This is a genomic window from Actibacterium sp. D185-2, from assembly GCF_054954595.1.
This window is the reverse complement of the sequence record NZ_JBPWNX010000002.1, coordinates 1-20,636: the sequence shown is the minus strand read 5'-3', so window position 1 is coordinate 20,636 and position 20,636 is coordinate 1. Positions and strand designations below refer to the sequence as shown.

Here is a 20,636-nt window from a genome sequence, read left to right as displayed (position 1 = left end):
CTCAGGCCCTCGCCGCGTCGGGAAACTGGTCGATGACCGCCGCCGCGCTGTCGACAACCTTCTCCCCGGCCTCGGCCAGCTTGGCCCAGCTTTCAAAGCCAAAGCGGTGAATGTCGCGCAGATGCTTCGACACGACCACCAGCTTGCCCGCGATCAGCACAATCCGGCCAAAGCCCTCGTGGCTCATCTTCTGCATCTGGCTGGCCATGCAACCGCTGCGCTTTTCGATCATCAGACCGATGGCGTCATAGAATTTACCCACCCGCCACATCACATCCGGATCCGGATCGCCGATGATCGGAATGTCGCGCCGTTCCTCTTTGGTGACGATGAAGTCCGACATGATGTCGGCGTCGCTCTTGTCGTCCCACTGGCCATAGCTGTCCTCGGCCCGGATGACGGCGGCCAGTTGTTTGAGAAAGGCGCTTTCGACCATCTCGCCGCCGCGGGGCATCTCAACCGTGTCTGTGGTCATCAGACCCACTCCTCTTCTTCTTCCATGAAATCCGGTTTCGGGTCTGTGCCCAGAATCTTGCGCAGAAAGGGCGGCGGCGTGCCGTTCAGCATCACCTGAACCTGTTCCAGCACGTCAGAAATGGGCTCGGCCGTCTTGCGTTTGATCGGGTGGATCCCGGCCTTCACGACCTTGGCGGCTGACGGCCCCCCGATGGCCAGCGCAAAGAGCAGCGCACATCCCGTCAGCGCCTCGATCTTGGGTGTGATCTTGTCGTCCTGATCGTCGTGCTTGCCCTTCTGGGCGGTCACGTTGCCGAACTCATGCGCCTCGATAAAACGCGCGCCGGTCTTCCAGACCTCGTAAACCGCGAATTTCCGGGCTGAACCGAAATGGGCGTTCAGATTTTCCAGGTCATTGGTGGCGACGGCGATGCGCAGCGGCGTTTCGCCGGGCGCCGGGCCTTCGCTGTCAACAAGGCGCAACGTGCGGGACATGATCGAACTCCTCTGGAATTGGGGCGGCGCCGAAATCTTCGGGCTGCTGCCGGTGATGCTGGGCCTGGGCCGTGTTTGCGATCTCGTAAAGAAACGCCCGGCTGCCGCGATATCCGACCCGGCAGACGTCCTGCGCACCGATCCGGTCGAATATCGGGAAACCCGCGCGGACCAGCGGCACATGCAGACGATGCTCGGCATGGCGACCGTGCGAATGGGTGATCAGCATTTGCGCGTCGTTGTCGCGCGCGCCGCGCTCGAAATCGCCCAGATCGCCGAGGATCACCTCGTCCGCCGGGACCCGGTCGAACACAGGCGAATGCTGCGAGGTGGTAACGGCGGTGACGATCCCGGCCCCCATCGAGGCCAGCGCATTCGACAGCGCGAACAGCAGGTCCGGGTCGGCGCCGATGGCAACCTTCAGCCCGCCGATGTGGAAATGCGCATCCAGCGCCGCGTCGACCAGACGCGAACGGTCGCGCCGGATCGAGGGCGGCGGCTCCTGCTGGCCTGCCAGTCCCATCAGCGTCCGCACGAAGGCGTCGACGGGCTTTAGCCCCGTCACAGACTGAAAAACCCGATACGGGACGAGTGCGCGGTCCTCTATGATCTGCGCCGCCTTGCGCATCTGCTCGCCTATGGCAAGGGTGAAGGCAGAGCGTGAAACCGCCGCGATTTGCTTCAGCGGCGTACCGCCGAGCGACGTGCCTGACCAGTCGTCGCTTACATGCCCGTCGAGCGAGGTCGAGAGATCGGGCAACACAATCGGCGAAAGGCCGAAAGACCGGATCATGCGCACCAATTCCTCGATATCGGCCGGGGTCAGATGGCTGCCGCACAGCAGCGTGACCTGCCTCAGGTCAGGGTCGCGTTCGGTGACGGGTGGAACCAGCGTATCAACGATGGCTTCGACGGCCTTGGCCCAGCCGTCCTGCAACCCGCCGCTGAAATCCGGGGTCGAGGCATAGACGATCTTGGTATCCGCAAAATCGGTTCGGCGGGCGATGATCTCGTTCAACTCGCCGGGCACGTCCTCTCCGCGTGTTTCGGTCAGCGCGGTGGAAGCGATACCAATGAATTTCGGCGATGATTTCGCGCGCAGGTTCCCGATGGCTTCTTCGATCTGGTCCGCGCCGCCAAGAATGGTCGAAACCTCGTTCATCGCCGTCGTCTGCAGCGGCACGGCTTCCTTAAAGTGCCGCACAAGGTGAACCATCGCAAAGGCGGTGCAGCCCTGAGAGCCGTGGAACAGCGGCACCGACTTCTCGATCCCCAGATAGGCCAGCGCGGCGCCAAGGGGCGCGGAGCTTTTTAGCGGGTTGGTCGACAGGGCGCGTTTCGGATGGGTCAGGCGGGCCATGTTCAGCAATCCTCGAAATCGGTCTGTGTCGAGGCGAACTCGGCGATCGGCGCGGACTCCCCGAAAATTCCGGTCGTCGCCTGGGCGCGGGGCCGCAACGGCGGGACCAGCGAGACCGGCCGGGCCAGACCGGCCGGAATATTCGTCACCGGACAGGTGCCGGTGGGGGCCGGCAACACACAACCCGCGGTCAGCGGTTCGTCCCAGGGCGCGGGATCGCGCAGATCTTTCCACATCGGGTTGTTCACCGACCGGTCGATGGCGCGCACCATATCGACCATGCCCATGTAGCCGGCATAGGGTTCGTGCTTTTCCTGGTTCACGTCGACCCAGGGCATTTTCGCCTTCAGCGCCACGAACTGGCTGCGGCCACCGGACATCAGCACATCCGCTCCGGCCTCCTTCAACAGACGGTACATGTCCTTGGGTGCCATGTTGTCGAACATGTGCTTGTCGTCGCCCATGATGTCGACGACCCGGCCCTTGTCCTCTTCGGTCGCCTTGCGGACAGAGGTGCCAACAACCTCCATACCCAGTTCCTGAAGCGCCGAAACGACGGACCAGCTTTTGTGCCCGCCAGTGTAAAGCAACACCCGCTTGCCCTGAACGCGCGGGCGGAATGCTTCGAGATGGGCCCAGACTTTCGCCTCTTCCTCGGCGATCAGGGCTTCGCAGCGGTCCAGCAGCTCGGGGTCGGCCCCTTGTGCCACCAGCATGGTGCACATGGTGCGCAGCGCCTGCGAGGTATCGGAAATGCCGTAGAAAGAGCCCTCGAAGAACGGGATGCCATAGCGTTCGTCCAGCTTGCGGGCCAGCGTGATCAACGCCTTGGAGCAAACCAGCATCGTTACCTTCGCCCGGTGTGCCATGGCCACCTGCCGATAGCGCGCGTCGCCGGTTATGCTGCCCAGAATACGGATGCCCAGCTTGTCGAATAGCGGCTTCACCTGCCAAAGCTCGCCCGACAGGTTATAGTCACCCACGATATTGACATCGTAGGGCGTGATTTCCTCGGGCTCCAGCGTGCCGATGACATGATCAAGCAGCGCCTCGCCTGCCAGCTTGTTGCCCAAGTTCTTGGAGCCCACATAGCCCGGCGCGTTGACGGGGATGCAGGGGGTTCCGAATTTCTTTGTCGCCGCCTTGCAAACCGCGTCGATATCGTCGCCGATCAGCGCCGGAACGCAGGTGGAATAGACGAAGATTGCGGGGGGCTGGTGGACCTCGACCAGTTCCCGGATGGCGCGAAAGAGCTTTTTCTCACCATAACCCATCACGATATCGAGCTCGGTCATATCGGTGGTGAATCCGGTGCGGTAAAGTTCGGACCCCGACGACGCCGCGCCGCGGTTATCCCAGCCATTTCCCTCGCAGGCCAGCGGCGCATGTACCAGATGCGCCGCGTCCACGATGGGTTGCAGGGCGATCTTGGCGCCATCGAAGGCACAGCCGCCCGCGGCCGCACCGGGTGTCAGCGGCTTGGCACAGCCCTTCTTGCGCTGCTGGTCGGACTTGTTCGTGTTATGCCCGCAGGCAGGCTCGTTAAAGACATCGGCGATCTTGTTTTTCAATGTATCGGCCATCTGGCTCTCCCTGCGGGTTTACAACTGGTTCAGCAAACACCGTGCCAAACGGTAGAACCCTGTTATTTCAAAGTCTTGTCCACATCTCCTTGGAAGGCCCTCGTTGTAGGGTTCCCGACATTGGCGAACAGGACCAACCGCTGTGGCAGATCCGCGAAGCCCCGCAAACGAAAACCGGCGGGCAATTTGCCCGCCGGTTTCGCTGACCGCCCGCACAGGGACTAACGGGTCAGGTCATAACTGTAGTCGGTCTCGCCCGGGATGATGGTTTCGTCGTCGAGCTTGTCAAAGATCATATCCAGCAGCTTGACCAACACCGTCAGCGCACCCTGATAGCCCCAGGTCGGAAAGCGATGGTGATGATGCCGGTCGAAGATCGGGAACATCAGCCGGATCAGCGGCGTGCCGGTATCGCGCTCCAGATATTTGCCGTAGGAGTTGCCGATCAGCAGGTCCACCGGCTCAGTGTTGAGAAGCGAACGCATGTGCCACAGGTCTTTGCCGGCCCAGACCTGCCCTTGCTTGCCGAAGGGCGAGGACGCGAACAGCTCTTCCATCTGCTTGGCCCATTTCTTGGAGCCGTTGGTGGCCAGGCAATGCACCGGCTCGCCCCCCATCTCCATGACGAAGCGCGCCATGCCATAGACAAAATCCGGATCGCCGTAGATGGCATATGTCTTGCCGTGCAGCCAGGCCTGGCTGTCGGCCATGGCATCGACCAGGCGGCCCCGCTCCTTGCGCAGGGATTCCGGGATCTCCTTGCCGGTCAGTTCCTTGATCTTCATCAGGAATTCGTCGGTGCCCTGAATGCCCATGGGATAATGCAGGCTGGCAACCTGTTGACCCTTGCTGGCGGCATATTCCAGCGTCTTGGGCGTGCAGTATTCCTGCATCGACAGCGTTGCCTTGGCGTTCAGCGCGGCCTTGATATCTTCAAGTTTCGTGCCGCCGTCATACATCCGGAACTCGCCGTCCGACGGGGTGTCGTAGACGTCCGAGACATCCGACAGAAAGGTGAAATCGACCCCCATATCGTCCAGCATCCGCTTGATTTCGCGGTTGTTCGCGACCGCGAAACCGTCGAAGCCGGGAATGATGTTGATGCTGTCGGTCTCGGTGCGTTCTGTCTTTTCCCAAAAGTTGCTCAGGATGCCCTTTTGCATGTTGTCGTAGCCGTCCACATGGCTGCCCACAAAGGCGGGCGTATGGGCGAAGGGCACGTCGAAATCCGCCGGCACCGACTCTTTTTCCTTGGCCTGAAGGATGAAGGAGTTGAGATCGTCGCCGATCACCTCGGCCATGCAGGTGGTAGAGACCGCGATCATCTTGGGGTCATACAGCGCCTTGGTGTTGGCCAGACCATCCACCATGTTGATCAGCCCGCCGAATACCGCCGCGTCCTCGGTCATCGAGGAGGAGACGCACGAGGCCGGTTCCTTGAAGTGACGCGACAGGTGCGACCGGTAATACGCCACACACCCCTGCGAGCCGTGGACGAAGCTCATGGTCCGCTCGTAGCCCGCCGCGGCGAACACGGCGCCGAGCGGCTGGCAGGCCTTGGCCGGGTTCACGGTCAGCGCTTCGCGGGCCAGGTTTTTTTCGCGGTATTCCCAGGATTTGGTCCAGTCGCCGATCTCCTTGACCATCTCGTCGGGATGGCCGCATTCGAATTTGACCTTCTTGTTCTCCAGCATCTCGGTGTATTCGGGCTGCTGAAAGAGCGGTGCATGATCGAGCACCTTGTCCGCCGATTGAGGCATCTGTCTGTCCTTTCGGTTGGCCGTCCGCATTCCGGGACGCGCCGGTTGTGAGGAAACTTTCAGGGGATGAAGGGCGCGAACGCCCTCCAAAGGCCAATGTGGCCGGATCACTCGGCCGCGATGGCTGCGGGCTTGTCCCAGGGTGCGTCGTACATGCCCCACACCGGGTTGTTGATCGCAAGGTCCATGTCGCGGGCGAAAATGGCGAACCCGTCATAGCCATGATAGGGTCCGGAATAGTCCCAGCTGTGCATCTGACGGAACGGGATGCCCATCTTCTGCACCGGGTACTTTTCCTTGATGCCCGAGCCGACCAGGTCGGGGCGGATCTTTTCGATGAATTTCTCCAGCTCATAGCCGGTGACGTCATCGTAGATCAGCGTGCCTTCCTTCACATAGTGGCCGGTGCGCTTGTAGTCGTCGTTATGCCCGAACTCATAGCCGGTGCCCGCGATGACCATGCCAAGGTCGTCATAAGCGGTGACGACGTGGCGCGGACGCAGGCCCCCGACATAGAGCATCACCGACTTGCCTTCGAGACGCGGGCGAAACTTGGCGATGACCTCGTCAACCAGCGGCTGATACTTGGCGATGACCTTCTCGGCATTTTCCTGGATCGTCTCGTCGAACTGCTTGGCGATGGCGCGCAAGCTTGCCGCGATCTGGGTCGGACCGAAGAAGTTGTATTCCAGCCAGCCGACGCCGTATTTCTCTTCCATGTAGCGGCAGATGTAGTTCATCGACCGGTAGCAGTGGATGAGGTTGAGCTTGGCCTTCGGCGCCCGCTCTATCTCGGCCAGGGTCGCGTCGCCCGACCAGTTGCCCACGACGTTCAGCCCCATCTCTTCCAGAAGGATGCGCGAGGCCCAGGCGTCGCCGCCAATATTGTAGTCGCCGATGACGTTGACGTCATAGGGTCCGGCTTCATAACCGGCACCGGCGCCTTCGCCCTTTTCGAACACCCAGTCGCGCACCGCGTCATTGGCGATGTGGTGACCCAGCGATTGCGACACACCGCGGAAACCTTCGCAGCGGACGGGCACCATGGTCTTGCCGTATTCCTTGTGCTTTTCGCGGGCCACGGCTTCGATATCGTCGCCGATCAGGCCGATCGGGCATTCCGACTGAATCGTCGTGCCGTTGGCCAGCGGGAACAGCTCCTGGATTTCGTCAATGGTCTTGGCCAGCTTCTTGTCGCCGCCAAAGACGATGTCCTTTTCCTGGAAATCGGTGGTGAACTGCATCGTGACGAAACTGTCGACGCCGGTCTTGCCGATATAGTAGTTGCGCCGCTGGGACCAGGAATACTGGCCGCAGCCCACGGGACCGTGGCTGATGTGAACCATGTCCTTGACCGGGCCCCAGACCACACCTTTCGATCCGGCATAGGCACAGCCGCGAACCGTCATCACGCCGGGAATCGACTTGATGTTGGATTTGGTGGTGTCGCATTTCGACGCGATGCCGGTCGCCGGGTCGGGGTCGCCCTCGGGATCGGGCTGCGACACCTGCAGATGCTTGGCGCGCTTCTTCTTGGCTTTGGCGGGATAGGCTTCGAGCACTTCCTCGATGAGGCTCTCGTAGTCTTCCGGCCCGCTGACGTGATCCTTGGCCATCCTTTTGGCTCCTCTTCACTCAGGGTGGAAACCGGCCCGCTGTCGCAGGCCGGTCGTTGTCACGGGGTTCAGCCTGCGGCCTGCGCCTCGACGGCCGCGATGGCAGCCAGACGCTCTTCCTCGGATTGCATGATGCCGAATTCCATCAGCATCTCTTCGAGCTCTTCCATGGTGATCGGGGTCGGGATCACACCCTTGCCCGAGTTGCTGTGGATCTTCCGGGCCAGCTCGCGATATTCGCCCGCCTGCTTGCTGTCCGGCGCGTATTGCAGCACGGTCTGGCGGCGCAGCTCCGCATGCTGCACGATGTTGTCGCGCGGCACGAAGTGAATGAGCTGAGAGCCCAGCTTGGCGGCCATGGCTTCGGCCAGTTCCAGTTCCTTGTCGGTCTGGCGCTCGTTGCAGATCAGGCCGCCCAGACGCACACCGCCGGAGTTGGCGTATTTCAGAATGCCCTTGGCGATGTTGTTGGCGGCATAAAGCGCCATCATCTCGCCCGACATGACGATATAGATTTCCTGCGCCTTGTTTTCGCGGATCGGCATCGCGAAGCCGCCGCAGACAACGTCGCCCAGAACGTCATAGGACACATAGTCCACATCGTCATAGGCGCCGTTTTCTTCCAGGAAGTTGATCGAGGTGATCACGCCGCGACCGGCACAACCGACCCCCGGCTCGGGGCCGCCGGATTCGACGCATTTGATGTCCTTGAAGCCAGTCTTGAGGACGTCCTCGAGTTCCAGATCCTCGACCGAGCCCATTTCGGCGGCGAGGTGCAGCACGGTGTCCTGGGCCTTGGAGTTGAGGATCAGACGGGTCGAGTCCGCCTTGGGGTCGCAGCCCACGATCAGGATCTTCTGACCCATTTCGACGAGGGCGGCGAGGGTGTTCTGCGAGGTGGTCGACTTACCGATCCCCCCCTTGCCGTAAAAGGCGATCTGACGGAGTGGTGCGCTCATATCCGGTTCCTTTGGTTTGTTCATCACACTGGTTGAGACGGTGCTCGACCGAGCTCAGTTCTCAATCAGCAGGAAGCATGCCAAGCCCACACCCGATTTATACCATTGGTTATCAATGCCTTAGCTGAAATCGGCAATTGGAGCATATGCGACAAACCCCCACAACGATGGCGACCGGCCCCGGATTGCGGCCAAAGGGCACCCAGGCACCGACAAAGAAAATCCCCGCCGGAGGCCACTCCGGCGGGGCGTTTCACGCGACATGCGCGGGCTCTCGCCCGGGGGCTGTGCGGACCAGACCGCCCGCACACGCAAATGACTGCAACGATCAGAAGGAGCCGCCCGGTGTGCCGGGAAAGCGGACCAGCACATCCTCGTCACGGGCTATGAACTGACACGCCAGACGCCAGCGCGGCGGCATGTCATTTGTTTCCGCGTCCTCAATTTCTTCGGGCGTCAGTTTCTGCAGTTCCTTGAGCCGCGCTTTTTCCTTTTCCGTCAGCGCCATGCCCATCCGGGGCTTGTCGTTCAGGTATGTGACCTCGATCAGACACGAGCCACAGTTCCCGTCCCGGCATTCAAACGGGATCGGCACCTTGTGCTCGTCGGCGAGTGCAAGGATGGTCTTGGTGTTTCCTGCGACGGCATAGACGGTTTTGTCCCGCTGCATGATGGGCGATTTGAAGGTGAGGTTTGCCATTGGCTGATCCCTTTCGGACATGGAGGTTCGGCACAGCGCACATGACACCCCGCCGTCTTTCGACCGGGATCACACGCGCGCAAGGCCCTGCCGAGGGGACAGCAACGCCCATGCCAAGCGGGTTCCCGCGATATTCAGGCGGATCAAGCGGCCGTCAGCGGGTTTTGTAGGAAGACCGACACGAATTGTCGTGACGTAAGCGGCCAAACGCCCCGTTCAGTCCATCATGCAATCCGCATCCGGTGTTCCCGGCGCCAGTGCCAGGGGGACCACACGCAAGTCGGACAATCGCGTGCCGACCGGCTCCAGCCGGTCCCTCATCGCTGGTGTTGCATAGGCCACCCCGTCATCGGCGATCAGCAGGGCAGCGCTGATCCCCATCTGTGCGGCAACGCGCGCCCAGCCGTCGCGCCCGGCCACGCTCAGCGCGGTGGCCGCCGCATCCGCCCGCGCGCCATTGGTATCGAGCACCGACACCGACACGATCCCGCGCACGGGGGCGCCGGTGCGCGGGTCGATAATATGGGTGAAGCGCTGGCCATCGTGTTCGAAATACCGCTCGTAATTCCCCGACGTATAAAGAACCTCGCCCGGCCGAAGCGAAATCGCGGCCACCGCCCCCCAGGCAAAGGGATCGCGAATGGCCACCCGCCAGGCGCGCGGGCCGTGCGTGCCGATGACATTCACGTCGCCCCCCGCGTTAAGCACCGCGTCGCGGATGCCATCGGCCTGCAATTGCGCCGCCGCCAGATCCAGCGCCGCCCCCTTGGCGAACCCGCCGAGGTCGAGCTGTACCGCCGGGTTGACCGAACTGATGCGGGTGCCGTCAAAACGCAGCTCGACCATCCTCGGACGCGCCCCGCGCAGACGCTCGACCGCAGCCGCAGAGGGCGGCGCACCCGCCGGCGGCGTATCGGCATGAAATCCCCACAGCCCGATCAGCCCCCCGATGGCGGGCTCGAAAAGCCCCCCGCTGGCACAGGACAGATCACGCCCCTGCCGCAGAACCGCTGCGAGGGTGTCATCGACCCTGTAACTCTCTCCGGCGGCAATCGCGGCGTTCAGATTGTTCAACATGCCGGGGCGCCAGGCGTGCCAGTCGTCGTGAAAGGTCTGGAACGCCTGCCCGATCCGGGCGGTCGCCGCGCGTGCCCCGGCCTCGTCCTCGCCATAGATCACGATCTCGACCAGGGTGCCGAACACATACAGTGTTTCATGGTATTCCCGGTTGTTCCGGTCGGTGCCGATCGCCCCGGAAAGCGGCAGCGCCACAAGAACGGCCAGCCCCAGGGCCAGGCGAAAAAAGGCCGCGCGGTTCATGCCGCGTCCCGCCCCGCGTTTTCCGGCGCCACCACCGTTTCGATCCGCAGTTCGCCCCTGATCCGGCCCCGCCGCTCGACCCGCACAAGCGGAACCAGCGACACCGCCAACACCAGCAGGGATGACAGCGCCACCGCCAATTCGGACCAGCCAAGGGCCGAAAGCACCCCACTTGCGATGACCATCGCCGCTGGCGGCAGCAGATAAGCCAGCGCCGCCGCCCCGAGAAAGGCCGCGGCGGGCATCGCAACCACAACCTCGTCGCCGGGCCGGACGACCGCCTTGGTCCGCGGCAGGTCGAGGCGCAGACGCCCGCCGCCAGAGATTTCAGTCAGTGCCGCCGTCCCGCACCCCGACCGCGCGGCGCAGCGGGAACAGGCCGACTGCCTATCCCCTTCCAGCACGACCCGGTCCCGGCCCACCGCGACAACCCGCAGGGTCTGGCGCAGGGCGCGGGGCGTGCCGCGGCCGCACTCTTGCGCGCCGGCCCCGGCCATTCCTATGCCTCTGCCGGAATGATGCAGCCGTCCTCCATACAGACATTCAGGCATTGCGGCATGTCGTGGTCCGGCTCACATTCGGTGCAGACGTCGGCATTGATGAAAAAGACCCCCTTTCGGGGGACGATGGCGCCGGTCGGACAGACGGGTTCGCAATCGCCGCAGGCGGTGCAGAGGTCGGATACGATAAACATGGCCATGAGTTGGTCCTTTCTTCCTGGCATTTGATGCCCCGGCCGCCACGGACGGAGCGGTTTGTTGTAATGTCGCGCGCAATGAATGGGACTGGTCAGCCCGGGCGCACCTTCACTTCGCCGCCCAGCACCTGACACTGGCACGCCAGCCGGTCGTTATGGCCGGCAAGGTTCTCCTTCAGCACCCGGGTTTCCAGCACCGAAGGCTCAGACAGATTCTCGGCCCCTTCGATCACATGGGTCAGGCAGGTGCCGCATTCGCCCTCGCGGCAGCCATAGGTGATACCCGCCCCGATCTTTTCCGAAATCTCGATGATCCGGGTCCCCGAGGGCACGTTCACCGTCAGGGCGACATCGGTAAAGGTCAGTTTTGCCTTGGCCATTTCGGCCTCCTTCTCTTGGGTGTCACGGGGCGAGAATCTGTGACATGTCAATTTCTTGCGGGGCATTCCGACCGGTCAGGTGCGCCGCCAGGCGCCGGCCAAAGTCGCGGCATTCCTCCAGTTCGTCCTCGGTCGGATGAAGCTTGATGCGCAGCCCCTCTTCGGGTACCCGCATCTTCAGCCCCTGCAGGCGCGCCTCGACCATGCGCACGGCCTCTCCGGTCCAGCCGTAAGAACCGAAGGCCGCGCCAAGCTTGCCCTTGGTTTCGATATCCACGAGACCCGACAGCAGGTCCCAGACCGTGCGCACCGCGTCACCGTTGATCGTGGGTGTGCCGAAGACCAGCCCGTCGGCCTCTTCGATCAGATGGATGAAAGGCGTGACCTCTCCGCCCTGAAGATCGAACAGCGACACCCGCACATCCGGGCTTTCCGCAGCACCGGCATAGGCGGCATAGGCCATTTGCGAGGTCGCGCCATAAGCGCTGACATAGAAAATCAGAAGCGTCTTTTCGGTCCCCACCTCGCTGGGCAGCCGGGATTTGGTCAGGCGGCGGTAATGGCGGATGTATTCGCGCGGATGCGACCGCAGGATCGGCCCGTGTGCCGGTGCGATCATCTCGATCTGAAGCGGTTCGATCAGGTCGAGCGCGTCCGCGACAAAGCGTTTGAACGGTCGCATGATATGTTCGAAGTAATACTCGAACGAAAAGCGGAAATCGCCGACCTTGTCGTTGAAAAGCCGCGCGTCGCAGAAATGGCACCCCAAAAGATCGCAGGTAAAGAGCAGGTCAAGCTCTTCGAGATAGGTGCATTGCGTATCCGGCCAGTGAACATAAGGCGTGGTGAGAAACCGTAGCGTCCGGTCGCCCAGGGAAATAGTATCCCCCGTCGAAACAGCAGTAATCGAATAACGGTCGAAGTCGTCTTTCAAAAGCGCGCGCAACACTTGCATGCCGCGGGGCGAGACGCAGATGTTCACATGTGGCGCCCTGCGCAGCAGCTCTGGCACCGCGCCGGTATGATCGGGCTCGAGGTGGTTGAGCACCAGCGTGGTGATCTCGTCATACCCCGCAACCTGTTCGAGATGCCCGAGGAAGACCTCCGTGAACTCCTGCTTGACAGTATCGATGATGGCCACACCAGTGCTGCCCCGCACCGCGTAGGCGTTGTAGCTGGTGCCGTTGGCCGTCTTCAGAATGACGTCGAAATTCCGCAACATCGGGTCCAGCGCGCCAATCCACGTAACCCCATCCGCGACCTGCGTCGCGCCGGGCGAGGTCGGCGACACGGGCCGCCCTTCGCGGACGACAGGTGGGACAATGGATGATGGCATAGGTGTGCGATCCTCGTCGGCGGCTTCGGCTTTCGGTCTCGGATTTACGTTCAGCAAGAAATGCAGCAAGGAGCATGCCAAGCCCTGCGGCACCTGAAAACGCCGCGCAAACCCCACCCGGGAAGGCGGTGACGTGCGTCACCAGGCAGATCGCACCGCACAAGCCGTCCGACAAATTGTAGGCAAGGCAACACTGTCCACCTTGTCGGATCCGGCGCGCCGCCCCCCGGCCCCGGCGCGATTCCGGGGTCTTCAGGCAATCACGCGCGGAAACTGGCCGGGAACGCAGCCCGCCGCGTCCGCCCCGCGCACTTGGCACACTTCGTGCTGCATTTCCTGATGAGCCACGAGGCAACGTGCCCTCTGCCGCCGCGGTGTCAAAGGGAAACCGTCGCCGAAAATAGGAAATGCCACATGCACGAGTTCTTTCTGATCCTGTTGGGAACGGCACTGGTCAACAACGTCGTTCTGGTCAAGTTCCTGGGGCTCTGCCCGTTCATGGGGGTCTCGAAAAAGATCGACGCGGCCATCGGAATGGGACTCGCGACGACCTTCGTCCTGACCCTCGCCGCAGCGTCAAGCTGGGCGGTTGAAACGCTGATCCTCGTGCCGCTGGATCTGGGATACCTGCGCATCCTCAGCTTCATTCTGGTGATCGCGGCCATTGTACAGTTCACCGAAACCGTCCTGCGCAAGGTTTCGCCTGCGCTCTATCGCGCGCTCGGCATCTACCTGCCGCTGATCACGACCAACTGCGCCGTGCTCGGCGTCGCCCTGCTCAACATCCAGGAAGGCCACAGCTTCGCGCAAAGCCTGCTCTACGGCTTCGGCTCGGCGCTTGGCTTCACCCTTGTGCTTGTCGTGTTCGCAGGCATGCGCGAACGGCTTGCCCAGCTTTCGGTTCCGGCCCCGTTCGCCGGGCCGCCGGTCGCCTTCATTTCTGCCGGGTTGCTGTCCATGGCCTTCATGGGCTTCGCCGGGCTGGTCCCGAACTGATCGACAGAAAGGAGACAGCCCATGATCCACGCCGTCGCATCCATGTCCGCTCTTGGTCTGGGGCTCGGTCTGCTGCTTGGGGCCGCTGCGCGCAGGTTCCACGTCGAGACGCCCCCCATCGTGGATGAGATCGAAACCCTTCTGCCCGGCACCAATTGCGGCCAATGCGGTTATGCCGGGTGCCGGGGCGCCGCCGAGGCGGTCGCCGAGGGCGCGGCGCCGGTCACGCTCTGCCCGCCGGGCGGGCGCGATGTGGCGCTTCAGCTGGCTGATATCGTGGGTGTGGACTGCCATGGCGGCCCCGATGTCGGCGAGATGCAGGAAAGCCAGCCCATCGTCGCCTTCATCTTCGAAGACCACTGCACCGGCTGCACCAAATGCTTCAAGCGATGCCCGACCGACGCCATCGTCGGCGCGGCCAAACAAATCCATACCGTGGTCTTCGATGCCTGTATCGGCTGCGACGCCTGTATCGAGGTCTGCCCGACCGAGGCGATCATTCACCGCACCAAGCCCCGGACCCTGCGCAACTGGTACTGGGAAAAGCCCGAACAACCGTTCGCCCGGATCGCCACGGGAGGTCAGGCATGAACCTTCTGTCTCTCGCCGCGCTGAAAGACCCGTCGCGGCTGTTCCCCGTCCGCGGCGGGGTCCACCCGGAAAGCCGCAAGTTCCTGAGCGCCAACTGCGCCATCGAACCGATGCCGATCCCGGCCCTGATCCGGGTGCCGTTGCAACAGCATATCGGGGCCGAGGCCATCCCGGTCGTCAAACGCGACGATCATGTGTTGAAGGGGCAGCTTATCGGCAAGGCGCGAAGCGTGATCTCAGCCAATATTCATGCGCCGACGTCGGGCCGGGTGATCGCCGTGGGCCAGTTCGCGGCGCCCCACCCGTCCGGTCTGCCGATCCCCACGATCACCATCCGCCCCGATGGCGAAGATCGCTGGGGACCCCGCCTGCCCCGTCTGCGGCCCGAAGCTTCGGACCCCGAAGAGATCGCCAACCGCGTTCTGGAGGCCGGCATCGTCGGCATGGGCGGCGCCACCTTTCCCTCGGCGGTCAAGCTGAACCTGCGGGCGAAATACGACCTGCACACGCTGATCATCAATGCCGCCGAATGCGAGCCCTATCTGACCTGCGACGACCGCCTCATGCGCGAATATGCCGACGAGATCGCCGACGGCGTGAAGATCATGGCCCGGGCCCTGGGCGCGACGCGGATTCTTATTGCCATCGAATCGAACAAGCCCGCCGCCATCGCGGCCATGCAGCGGCACCTGACCGGGCTGGGCCACTCTGCCCAAGTCAAGGCCGTGCCGACGCAATATCCCATGGGGTCGGAAAAGCACCTTGTCCAGACCTTGACCGGGGCGGAAACGCCCGCCCGCGCGCTGACCGCCGAACTGGGCATCGTCGTGCATAATGTGGCCACCGCCCATGCGGTGCATCTGGCTGTGCGTTATGGCGAACCGCTGATTTCCCGCGTGGTCACGGTGTCGGGGAACGGCGTGGCGCGGCCCGCGAATATCCGGGTTCTGATGGGGACGCCCGTGGCGGATATCCTGGCGCATTGCGGCGGCCTGGTGGGCGAACCCGACCGGCTGCTGCTCGGCGGTCCGATGATGGGGCAGCCCATCCGGAACCTGCGCGTGCCCGTCGTCAAGGGAACGAACGGCATCCTTGCCCTTACCGCGGCAGAGACCCGCACGACCGCAATCATGCCCTGCATCCGCTGCGGTTCGTGCGTTCAGGTCTGTCCCTGCGGCCTGACCCCGCTGGAACTGAACGCCCGTATCCAGTCGGGCGATCTGGATGGCGCGGTCGGCATCGGCCTGCTTGATTGTGTCTCGTGCGGGTCGTGCTCGTATATTTGCCCGGCCAACATTCCGCTGGTCCAGGGGTTCAACTTCGCCAAAGGCAAACTCGCAGAGAAACAGAGCCAGAAACACCAGCAGGAAGAGACAAAGCGCCTGGCCGCCGCCCGGCAGGCGCGCGAAGAGGCCATCGCCGAAGCCAAGCGTCAGGCCATGGCCAGACGCAGGGCCGAGATGGCGGAAAAGAAAAGGCGCGAAGCGGAAGCGGCGGCGCAACCGTCCGCCCCGGCGGATGTTCCGACGGCCGGCAGCGCCCCATCCGGCGAGGCCGCACAATGACGCATCTTACGCTGCGCCCCGCCCCCCACTGCCACTCGATGTTCAATGTGGCGCGCACGATGGTCGCCGTCATGGCCTGTCTTGCCCCGGCCACCGCCTTCGGGCTGTACCAGTTCGGCTGGCCCGCGATCTTTCTGTTCGCGCTGACCATCGTATCTTCCTACATCTTCGAGGTCCTCTGTCTTGTCATCGCGGGCAAGCCCGTGCTCCGCTTCGCGACAGATGGTTCGGCACTTCTGACCGGCTGGCTGGTGGCGATGACGTTGCCGCCCTGGGCGCCCTGGTGGGTTGCGGTCACCGGCGCCGGAATTGCCATCGTGATCGGCAAGCATGTCTTTGGCGGGCTGGGACAGAACCTGTTCAACCCGGCCATGGTGGCACGGGCGATGTTGTTGGTGGCGCTGCCGGTGCAGATGACCGTCTGGGTGATGCCCGCGCCCATCGGCACCCCCGGCGCGCCGGCGTTCGCACAGGCGCTGGCCATTACCTTCGGCCAGTCGCTGGATGTCGACGCGGTCAGCAGCGCCTCGACCCTCGGGTATGTGAAAAGCCAGCTTGATGCCGGCCTGCCGATGCCGCAGATCCTGGCCCAGACCCATGATCTTCGCGATCAGTTCTTTGGATTCGTACCAGGAAGCCTTGGCGAAACCAGCGCTCTGCTTTTGCTGGTGGGCGGGCTGTGTCTCGTCCTGCTCCGGATTATCAACCCCCTCACGCCTCTCGGCGTCCTCGGCGCGATTTCCGCACTCTCCGGCGTGACCTGGCTGATCGACCCGGCGCATTTCGTGCCGCCGCAACTGCATCTGACCTCTGGCGCGGTGATGCTCTGCGCCTTCTTCATCGCCACCGATTACGTGACCTCGCCGGTCACCGGAATGGGAAAGCTGATCTTCGGCTTGGGCACCGGCACGCTGATCTTCGTCATCCGCACCTGGGGGGCCTTCCCCGAGGGCGTCGCCTTTGCCGTCCTGTTGATGAACGCATGCACGCCGCTGATCGACCACTATGTACGCCCGCGCATCTTCGGACGGACGCGCGCCGGCAAGCCACTCGAACTGGAGGCGCGGAGATGACCGACAGGACAAATCCGGCCGCACCGATCTCTCGCATTGCGACTTTCCGCAAGGGCTCTGCCGCGCCTGCCGTGCTTCTGGCCCTCTTCTCCCTCGTCACCGCGTTCCTGCTGTCGCTTTCGGACCAGATGACGCGCCAGGCGATCGACGACCGCGCCACCGAAGACCTTTATGCGTCGCTCGCGCAGGTGATCCCGGACGCGCTGCACGACAACGACCTGAGCGCCGGCCTGCGGATACTGGCGGATGCCCGGGAAGGCGCGGTCCCGGTCTATGTGGCGACGCAGGGCCCGACCGTGACCGCTGTTGCCTTCGAGCTGACCGGCTACGGCTATTCCGGCGCGATCCGGGTTCTCATGGGGATCGCGCCCACCGGCAGCCTGTTGGGGGTGCGGGTGCTCAGCCATTCCGAAACCCCCGGGCTGGGCGACAAGGTCGAACTGGCCAAAAGCGGCTGGGTCCACGGCTTTGAGGGCCGCTCGCTCGGCGATCCCGGCCCGGCGGGCTGGAAGGTCAAGCGCGACGGCGGCGTTTTCGACCAGTTCTCCGGGGCGTCGATCACCCCGCGTGCCGTGGTCGGCACCGTTCATCGCGGGCTCGAACTGTTCGAACGCAGTCGCGAAACACTGCTGCGCCCCCCGCCCGGCACCCATGACAAGGAGAGCGGCTGATGGCCACGGATTATGCAAAGATCGCCCGCAACGGGCTTTGGGACAACAACATCGTCTTCGGCCAGCTTCTGGCGCTCTGCCCGCTGCTGGCCGTCACCGGCACCGCCACCAACGGCCTGGGCATGGGCCTTGCGACGATGGCCGTGCTCGTGGCCTCTGGTCTGGCCGTGTCGCTGCTGCGCGGTGCCATTACGCCGGAAATCCGCATCCCGGCCTTCGTTCTGGTCATCGCCTGTATCGTGACCATGGTGGACATGGTCCTGAATGCCTGGGCCCATGACCTGCACAAGGTGCTGGGCCTGTTCATCCCGCTTATCGTCACCAACTGCGCCATTCTCGGACGGGCCGAGGCATTTGCATCGCGCCAGCATCCTCTGGCCGCGGCCTTCGACGGTCTGATGATGGGCGCGGGCTTTGCCCTTGCGCTGGTTACCCTTGGCGCGATGCGCGAGGTCCTTGGCTCCGGTACGCTCTTTGCCAATGCCTCGGTGCTTCTGGGGCCACGGTTCGGCTTTCTCGAACTCACCATCTTTCCGGACTATCCCGGGTTTTTGCTGCTGATCCTTCCGCCGGGCGGGTTCATTGCGCTTGGCCTTCTGCTCGCCCTGAAAGCCGCCGCTGGCAGTCGGCGTCGCAGCAGTGCCCTGGGCGCCGACGGATTGCCCGCCGAACAGATTTTCACCGCCGCCGGGGTACTGTCGCCGCGGCGCGAAGCCGGAGAACCATCATGAACGTAGGTGTCGCCTTTGCCAAACCGACCGCGCAGATATGGAAGAATATCGAGGCGCCCGAGGGTGCCACGGTGCGCAACGTCATAGAGCAATCGGGGCTCTTGCAGCAATTCCCCGAGATCGACCTGGAGGTCAACAAGGTCGGCATCTTTGGCTCGGTCGCCAGACTGGACAAGCTGGTGAAGGAAGGTGACCGGGTCGAGATTTACCGCCCCATCCATCCCGACGCCGAATTGCTGGAAAAGAAGCGTTGACCCTGTCCGCCCGATCCGCGGACCCCGCATGACGACTGGAGAGCTGAACATGCAGACCCTGAACCGCCGCCGCTTTGCCCACTCCCTGCTTGCCGGTGCCGTCCTGTTGGGTGGTACCGGCAGCGCCCTCCGCCAGGCGCGTGCATCCGGGAAGGCCGTCATCGTTGGCGGTGGCCCCGCCGGCACCGCCGCCGCGCTGGCGCTGCGCCACATGCGCCCGGACCTCGCGATCCTGCTCATCGAACGTGATCCCGGCCGACTTGCCGAAAACCGCCCTGCGCCACGCCCTTTCTCGCGTCCCTCCACAGCGCTTGACTTCAGCGCCCTGCGCGCTGCCAGCGTCGAGGTCGCGCTGGACGAAGTGGTGGAGGTGGATTGGACCGCATCGCGGCTTTCACTCTTCAGCGGGCGCGGCGTGGCCTTCGACAGGCTCCTGATGGCGCCCGGAACGGCGCCGGTTGACGAGGCGATCGAGGGAATGGACGCCATTGCCCATCATCGCTGGCCTGCCGCCTGGGGCAGCCCCCGCGAAGCGCTGCGCCTGTCGGCGCAATTGTCCGCGTTGCCCGAAACCGGCCACGTCGTGCTGCGGTTGCCAGCCGGTCCCCTGAGCCACCCCAAGGCCGCCCTGTCGCGCGCCTGTGACCTTGCGTCTTTCCTGGACCGGCATCGCCCGCGGGCCCGACTGACCGTTCTGGATGCCACATCTGACCCGCGTCTTGCCGACAGTTTTGCCATGGCAGCCGGAAAGACCGGGGGCCTTGACCAGACCGTGTGGCGGTCAAGGACGCAGGGCGGGACCGTTCTGCGCGTCGATGCCCGGCGTGGCCTGCTGGAGACCGATGCCGGCCTGCTGCGCGCCGATGTGGTGAACTTCGTGACACCCCATGGCGCCGGACAGATCGCCCGCAGCGCCGGGCTTGTGGATGCCAGCGGCTGGTGCCCCTGCGACCCGCAGGGCCGATCCACGCTGCGCGCCCGGGTTTCGATCCTCGGGGACGCCCGGACAGGATCGGCGCGCACCATTGAAGGCGCGGTCTTGTCCGCGCGGACCGCCGCCCTCGATGACCGGCCGACCTGAAAGCAAGACAGATGACGGCGGTTCGCAATCCGGTCGCCATCGCGGGGGCGGCGGTCTGGATAGCTGCCAAATCCAAAATCCTAACAAGCGAATGTCTTGTGTGGATGGCTCCTGCATAGCAAGACATTTTTGATCCGATTTGTGCATTTGTCAGAAGCAGTCTTGTGTCCGGCCTGTTTGCGCGGTTTCGACCGCTGGCCCTGATGGGTTCCGCATACCAAGTCCCTTTCTGCTTTGCGGGCAATAACGCCTGGGACATTCGACGGGGTGTCTTGGTTGTTGCGGCTGACTTTTGCACCATCATTTCGCAGGTCTTGCTATCTCGTGTTGTTCAGATCCTTTTAGGCGGTTCTCGGCGTGTACGGCTCATTCTTTGTCAAAAGGTAATCCCCCCATTTTTAACGGGGTTCAGCCGTAGAATTCACGCGGCCATTTTCAGTTTCTGTGCGGGTGTGATGCCGCCGATGCCCATATTCGGGCGGTCGTTATTGTAAGTCCATAGCCATTGCGTGGCGTGATCTTGTGCCTCCTCGATGCTTTCGATGATGTATTGGTCGAGCCATTCATGCCGAACCGTTCGGTTGTAGCGCTCGATGTAGGCGTTCTGTTGTGGCTGTCCGGGTTGGATGTGCTGGATGGTAATTCCCTGTTTCTCGGCCCATTCCATTAGCTTTCCACTGATGAGAGTGTCCGATCTTCTGTGTAACTTCGGTTTGGTCCATGCTTCCTGAGAGGAGCAAGGACGATGACGATTTCCAAAGAACTGCTGGACGAACTTCTGAAGGGCTGCGAGCGGCCTGAGGATTTGCTTGGCGATGCCGGACTTATGAAGGAGCTGAAGATCCGGCTGATGGAGCGGATGCTGGGGGCTGAGCTGACCGCGCATCTTGGCTATGAGGATGGCAAGGACGCGCCCGCGGGACAGCGCAACCGTCGCAACGGCACATCCTCCAAGCGGCTGAAGGGGCAGGACGGCGAGGTGCCAATTGCCGTGCCGCGTGATCGGGACGGT

22 protein-coding genes and 1 pseudogene are annotated in these 20,636 nt (G+C 63.3%); 9 read left to right on the top strand and 14 right to left on the bottom strand.

Annotated features, from left to right (window positions below; translation table 11 throughout):
• Window position 1: 1 nt before the first annotated feature.
• From ACSR1C_RS03550 to ACSR1C_RS03490, 13 genes are all read right to left on the bottom strand, one after another.
• Complete coding sequence (locus tag ACSR1C_RS03550) at window positions 2–475, bottom strand: NifX-associated nitrogen fixation protein (RefSeq protein WP_460257964.1); 474 nt, start codon at window positions 473–475, stop codon at window positions 2–4.
• A complete protein-coding gene (nifX, locus tag ACSR1C_RS03545; RefSeq protein ID WP_460257963.1) occupies window positions 475–951 on the bottom strand; it encodes a nitrogen fixation protein NifX in 477 nt (158 codons plus the stop codon). Before nifX ends, ACSR1C_RS03550 begins: the two co-directional genes overlap by 1 nt.
• Window positions 926–2,311, bottom strand: a complete 1,386-nt coding sequence (gene nifN, locus ACSR1C_RS03540; RefSeq protein WP_460257962.1) for a nitrogenase iron-molybdenum cofactor biosynthesis protein NifN — start codon at window positions 2,309–2,311, stop codon at window positions 926–928. The genes nifX and nifN overlap by 26 nt, the downstream gene beginning before the upstream one ends.
• Window positions 2,312–2,313: 2 nt before the next feature.
• A complete protein-coding gene (gene nifE, locus ACSR1C_RS03535; RefSeq protein WP_460257961.1) occupies window positions 2,314–3,894 on the bottom strand; it encodes a nitrogenase iron-molybdenum cofactor biosynthesis protein NifE in 1,581 nt (526 codons plus the stop codon).
• Between the two features lie 221 nt (window positions 3,895–4,115).
• Window positions 4,116–5,654 carry a nitrogenase molybdenum-iron protein subunit beta gene (gene nifK, locus ACSR1C_RS03530; RefSeq protein WP_460257960.1) on the bottom strand — a complete coding sequence of 513 codons (1,539 nt, stop codon included), beginning with the start codon at window positions 5,652–5,654 and terminating at the stop codon, window positions 4,116–4,118.
• A gap of 107 nt (window positions 5,655–5,761) precedes the next feature.
• The gene (nifD, locus tag ACSR1C_RS03525) at window positions 5,762–7,270 is read right to left on the bottom strand and encodes a nitrogenase molybdenum-iron protein alpha chain (RefSeq protein ID WP_460257959.1); all 1,509 of its coding nucleotides are present in this window, start codon (window positions 7,268–7,270) and stop codon (window positions 5,762–5,764) included.
• Window positions 7,271–7,338: 68 nt separating this feature from the next.
• A complete protein-coding gene (gene nifH, locus ACSR1C_RS03520) occupies window positions 7,339–8,229 on the bottom strand; it encodes a nitrogenase iron protein (RefSeq protein WP_460257958.1) in 891 nt (296 codons plus the stop codon).
• Window positions 8,230–8,557: 328 nt separating this feature from the next.
• On the bottom strand, window positions 8,558–8,929 hold the full coding sequence (locus tag ACSR1C_RS03515; RefSeq protein ID WP_460257957.1) for a 2Fe-2S iron-sulfur cluster-binding protein: 372 nt from the start codon (window positions 8,927–8,929) through the stop codon (window positions 8,558–8,560).
• A gap of 216 nt (window positions 8,930–9,145) precedes the next feature.
• Complete coding sequence (locus ACSR1C_RS03510; protein ID WP_460257956.1) at window positions 9,146–10,249, bottom strand: FAD:protein FMN transferase; 1,104 nt, start codon at window positions 10,247–10,249, stop codon at window positions 9,146–9,148.
• On the bottom strand, window positions 10,246–10,746 hold the full coding sequence (locus ACSR1C_RS03505; RefSeq protein WP_460257955.1) for a SoxR reducing system RseC family protein: 501 nt from the start codon (window positions 10,744–10,746) through the stop codon (window positions 10,246–10,248). The genes ACSR1C_RS03510 and ACSR1C_RS03505 overlap by 4 nt, the downstream gene beginning before the upstream one ends.
• A gap of 2 nt (window positions 10,747–10,748) precedes the next feature.
• Entirely contained in the window at window positions 10,749–10,949 is a 201-nt protein-coding gene (locus ACSR1C_RS03500) for a 4Fe-4S binding protein (RefSeq protein WP_460257954.1), read from the bottom strand.
• A gap of 89 nt (window positions 10,950–11,038) precedes the next feature.
• Complete coding sequence (locus tag ACSR1C_RS03495) at window positions 11,039–11,326, bottom strand: 2Fe-2S iron-sulfur cluster-binding protein (RefSeq protein ID WP_460257953.1); 288 nt, start codon at window positions 11,324–11,326, stop codon at window positions 11,039–11,041.
• A gap of 22 nt (window positions 11,327–11,348) precedes the next feature.
• Entirely contained in the window at window positions 11,349–12,662 is a 1,314-nt protein-coding gene (locus ACSR1C_RS03490; RefSeq protein ID WP_460257952.1) for an FprA family A-type flavoprotein, read from the bottom strand.
• Window positions 12,663–13,076: 414 nt separating this feature from the next.
• On the opposite strand from ACSR1C_RS03490, the gene rsxA reads away from it, so the two are divergent.
• From rsxA to ACSR1C_RS03450, 8 genes are read left to right on the top strand one after another with little or no spacing between them, the layout of a single operon-like run.
• Complete coding sequence (rsxA, locus tag ACSR1C_RS03485) at window positions 13,077–13,658, top strand: electron transport complex subunit RsxA (protein WP_460257951.1); 582 nt, start codon at window positions 13,077–13,079, stop codon at window positions 13,656–13,658.
• A gap of 21 nt (window positions 13,659–13,679) precedes the next feature.
• Entirely contained in the window at window positions 13,680–14,249 is a 570-nt protein-coding gene (locus tag ACSR1C_RS03480) for an RnfABCDGE type electron transport complex subunit B (protein WP_460257950.1), read from the top strand.
• Window positions 14,246–15,814, top strand: coding sequence for an electron transport complex subunit RsxC (rsxC, locus tag ACSR1C_RS03475; RefSeq protein ID WP_460257949.1), 1,569 nt, complete (start codon window positions 14,246–14,248; stop codon window positions 15,812–15,814). Before ACSR1C_RS03480 ends, rsxC begins: the two co-directional genes overlap by 4 nt.
• Window positions 15,811–16,887: an RnfABCDGE type electron transport complex subunit D gene (locus tag ACSR1C_RS03470; protein WP_460257948.1), complete on the top strand. Its 1,077-nt coding sequence runs from the start codon at window positions 15,811–15,813 to the stop codon at window positions 16,885–16,887. The genes rsxC and ACSR1C_RS03470 overlap by 4 nt, the downstream gene beginning before the upstream one ends.
• A complete protein-coding gene (gene rsxG, locus ACSR1C_RS03465) occupies window positions 16,884–17,558 on the top strand; it encodes an electron transport complex subunit RsxG (protein ID WP_460257947.1) in 675 nt (224 codons plus the stop codon). The genes ACSR1C_RS03470 and rsxG overlap by 4 nt, the downstream gene beginning before the upstream one ends.
• Window positions 17,558–18,289, top strand: coding sequence for an electron transport complex subunit E (locus ACSR1C_RS03460; protein WP_460257946.1), 732 nt, complete (start codon window positions 17,558–17,560; stop codon window positions 18,287–18,289). Before rsxG ends, ACSR1C_RS03460 begins: the two co-directional genes overlap by 1 nt.
• A complete protein-coding gene (locus tag ACSR1C_RS03455; RefSeq protein ID WP_460257945.1) occupies window positions 18,286–18,543 on the top strand; it encodes an RnfH family protein in 258 nt (85 codons plus the stop codon). The genes ACSR1C_RS03460 and ACSR1C_RS03455 overlap by 4 nt, the downstream gene beginning before the upstream one ends.
• A 28-nt stretch (window positions 18,544–18,571) precedes the next feature.
• Entirely contained in the window at window positions 18,572–19,624 is a 1,053-nt protein-coding gene (locus ACSR1C_RS03450; protein WP_460257944.1) for an FAD-dependent oxidoreductase, read from the top strand.
• Between the two features lie 421 nt (window positions 19,625–20,045).
• On the opposite strand, the pseudogene ACSR1C_RS03445 reads toward ACSR1C_RS03450, so the two are convergent.
• A pseudogene (locus ACSR1C_RS03445) lies at window positions 20,046–20,306 on the bottom strand (integrase core domain-containing protein); the annotation flags it as partial.
• Between the two features lie 63 nt (window positions 20,307–20,369).
• On the opposite strand from ACSR1C_RS03445, the gene ACSR1C_RS03440 reads away from it, so the two are divergent.
• A partial coding sequence (locus tag ACSR1C_RS03440; RefSeq protein WP_460257943.1) for a transposase occupies window positions 20,370–20,636 on the top strand: 267 nt, incomplete at its 3' end.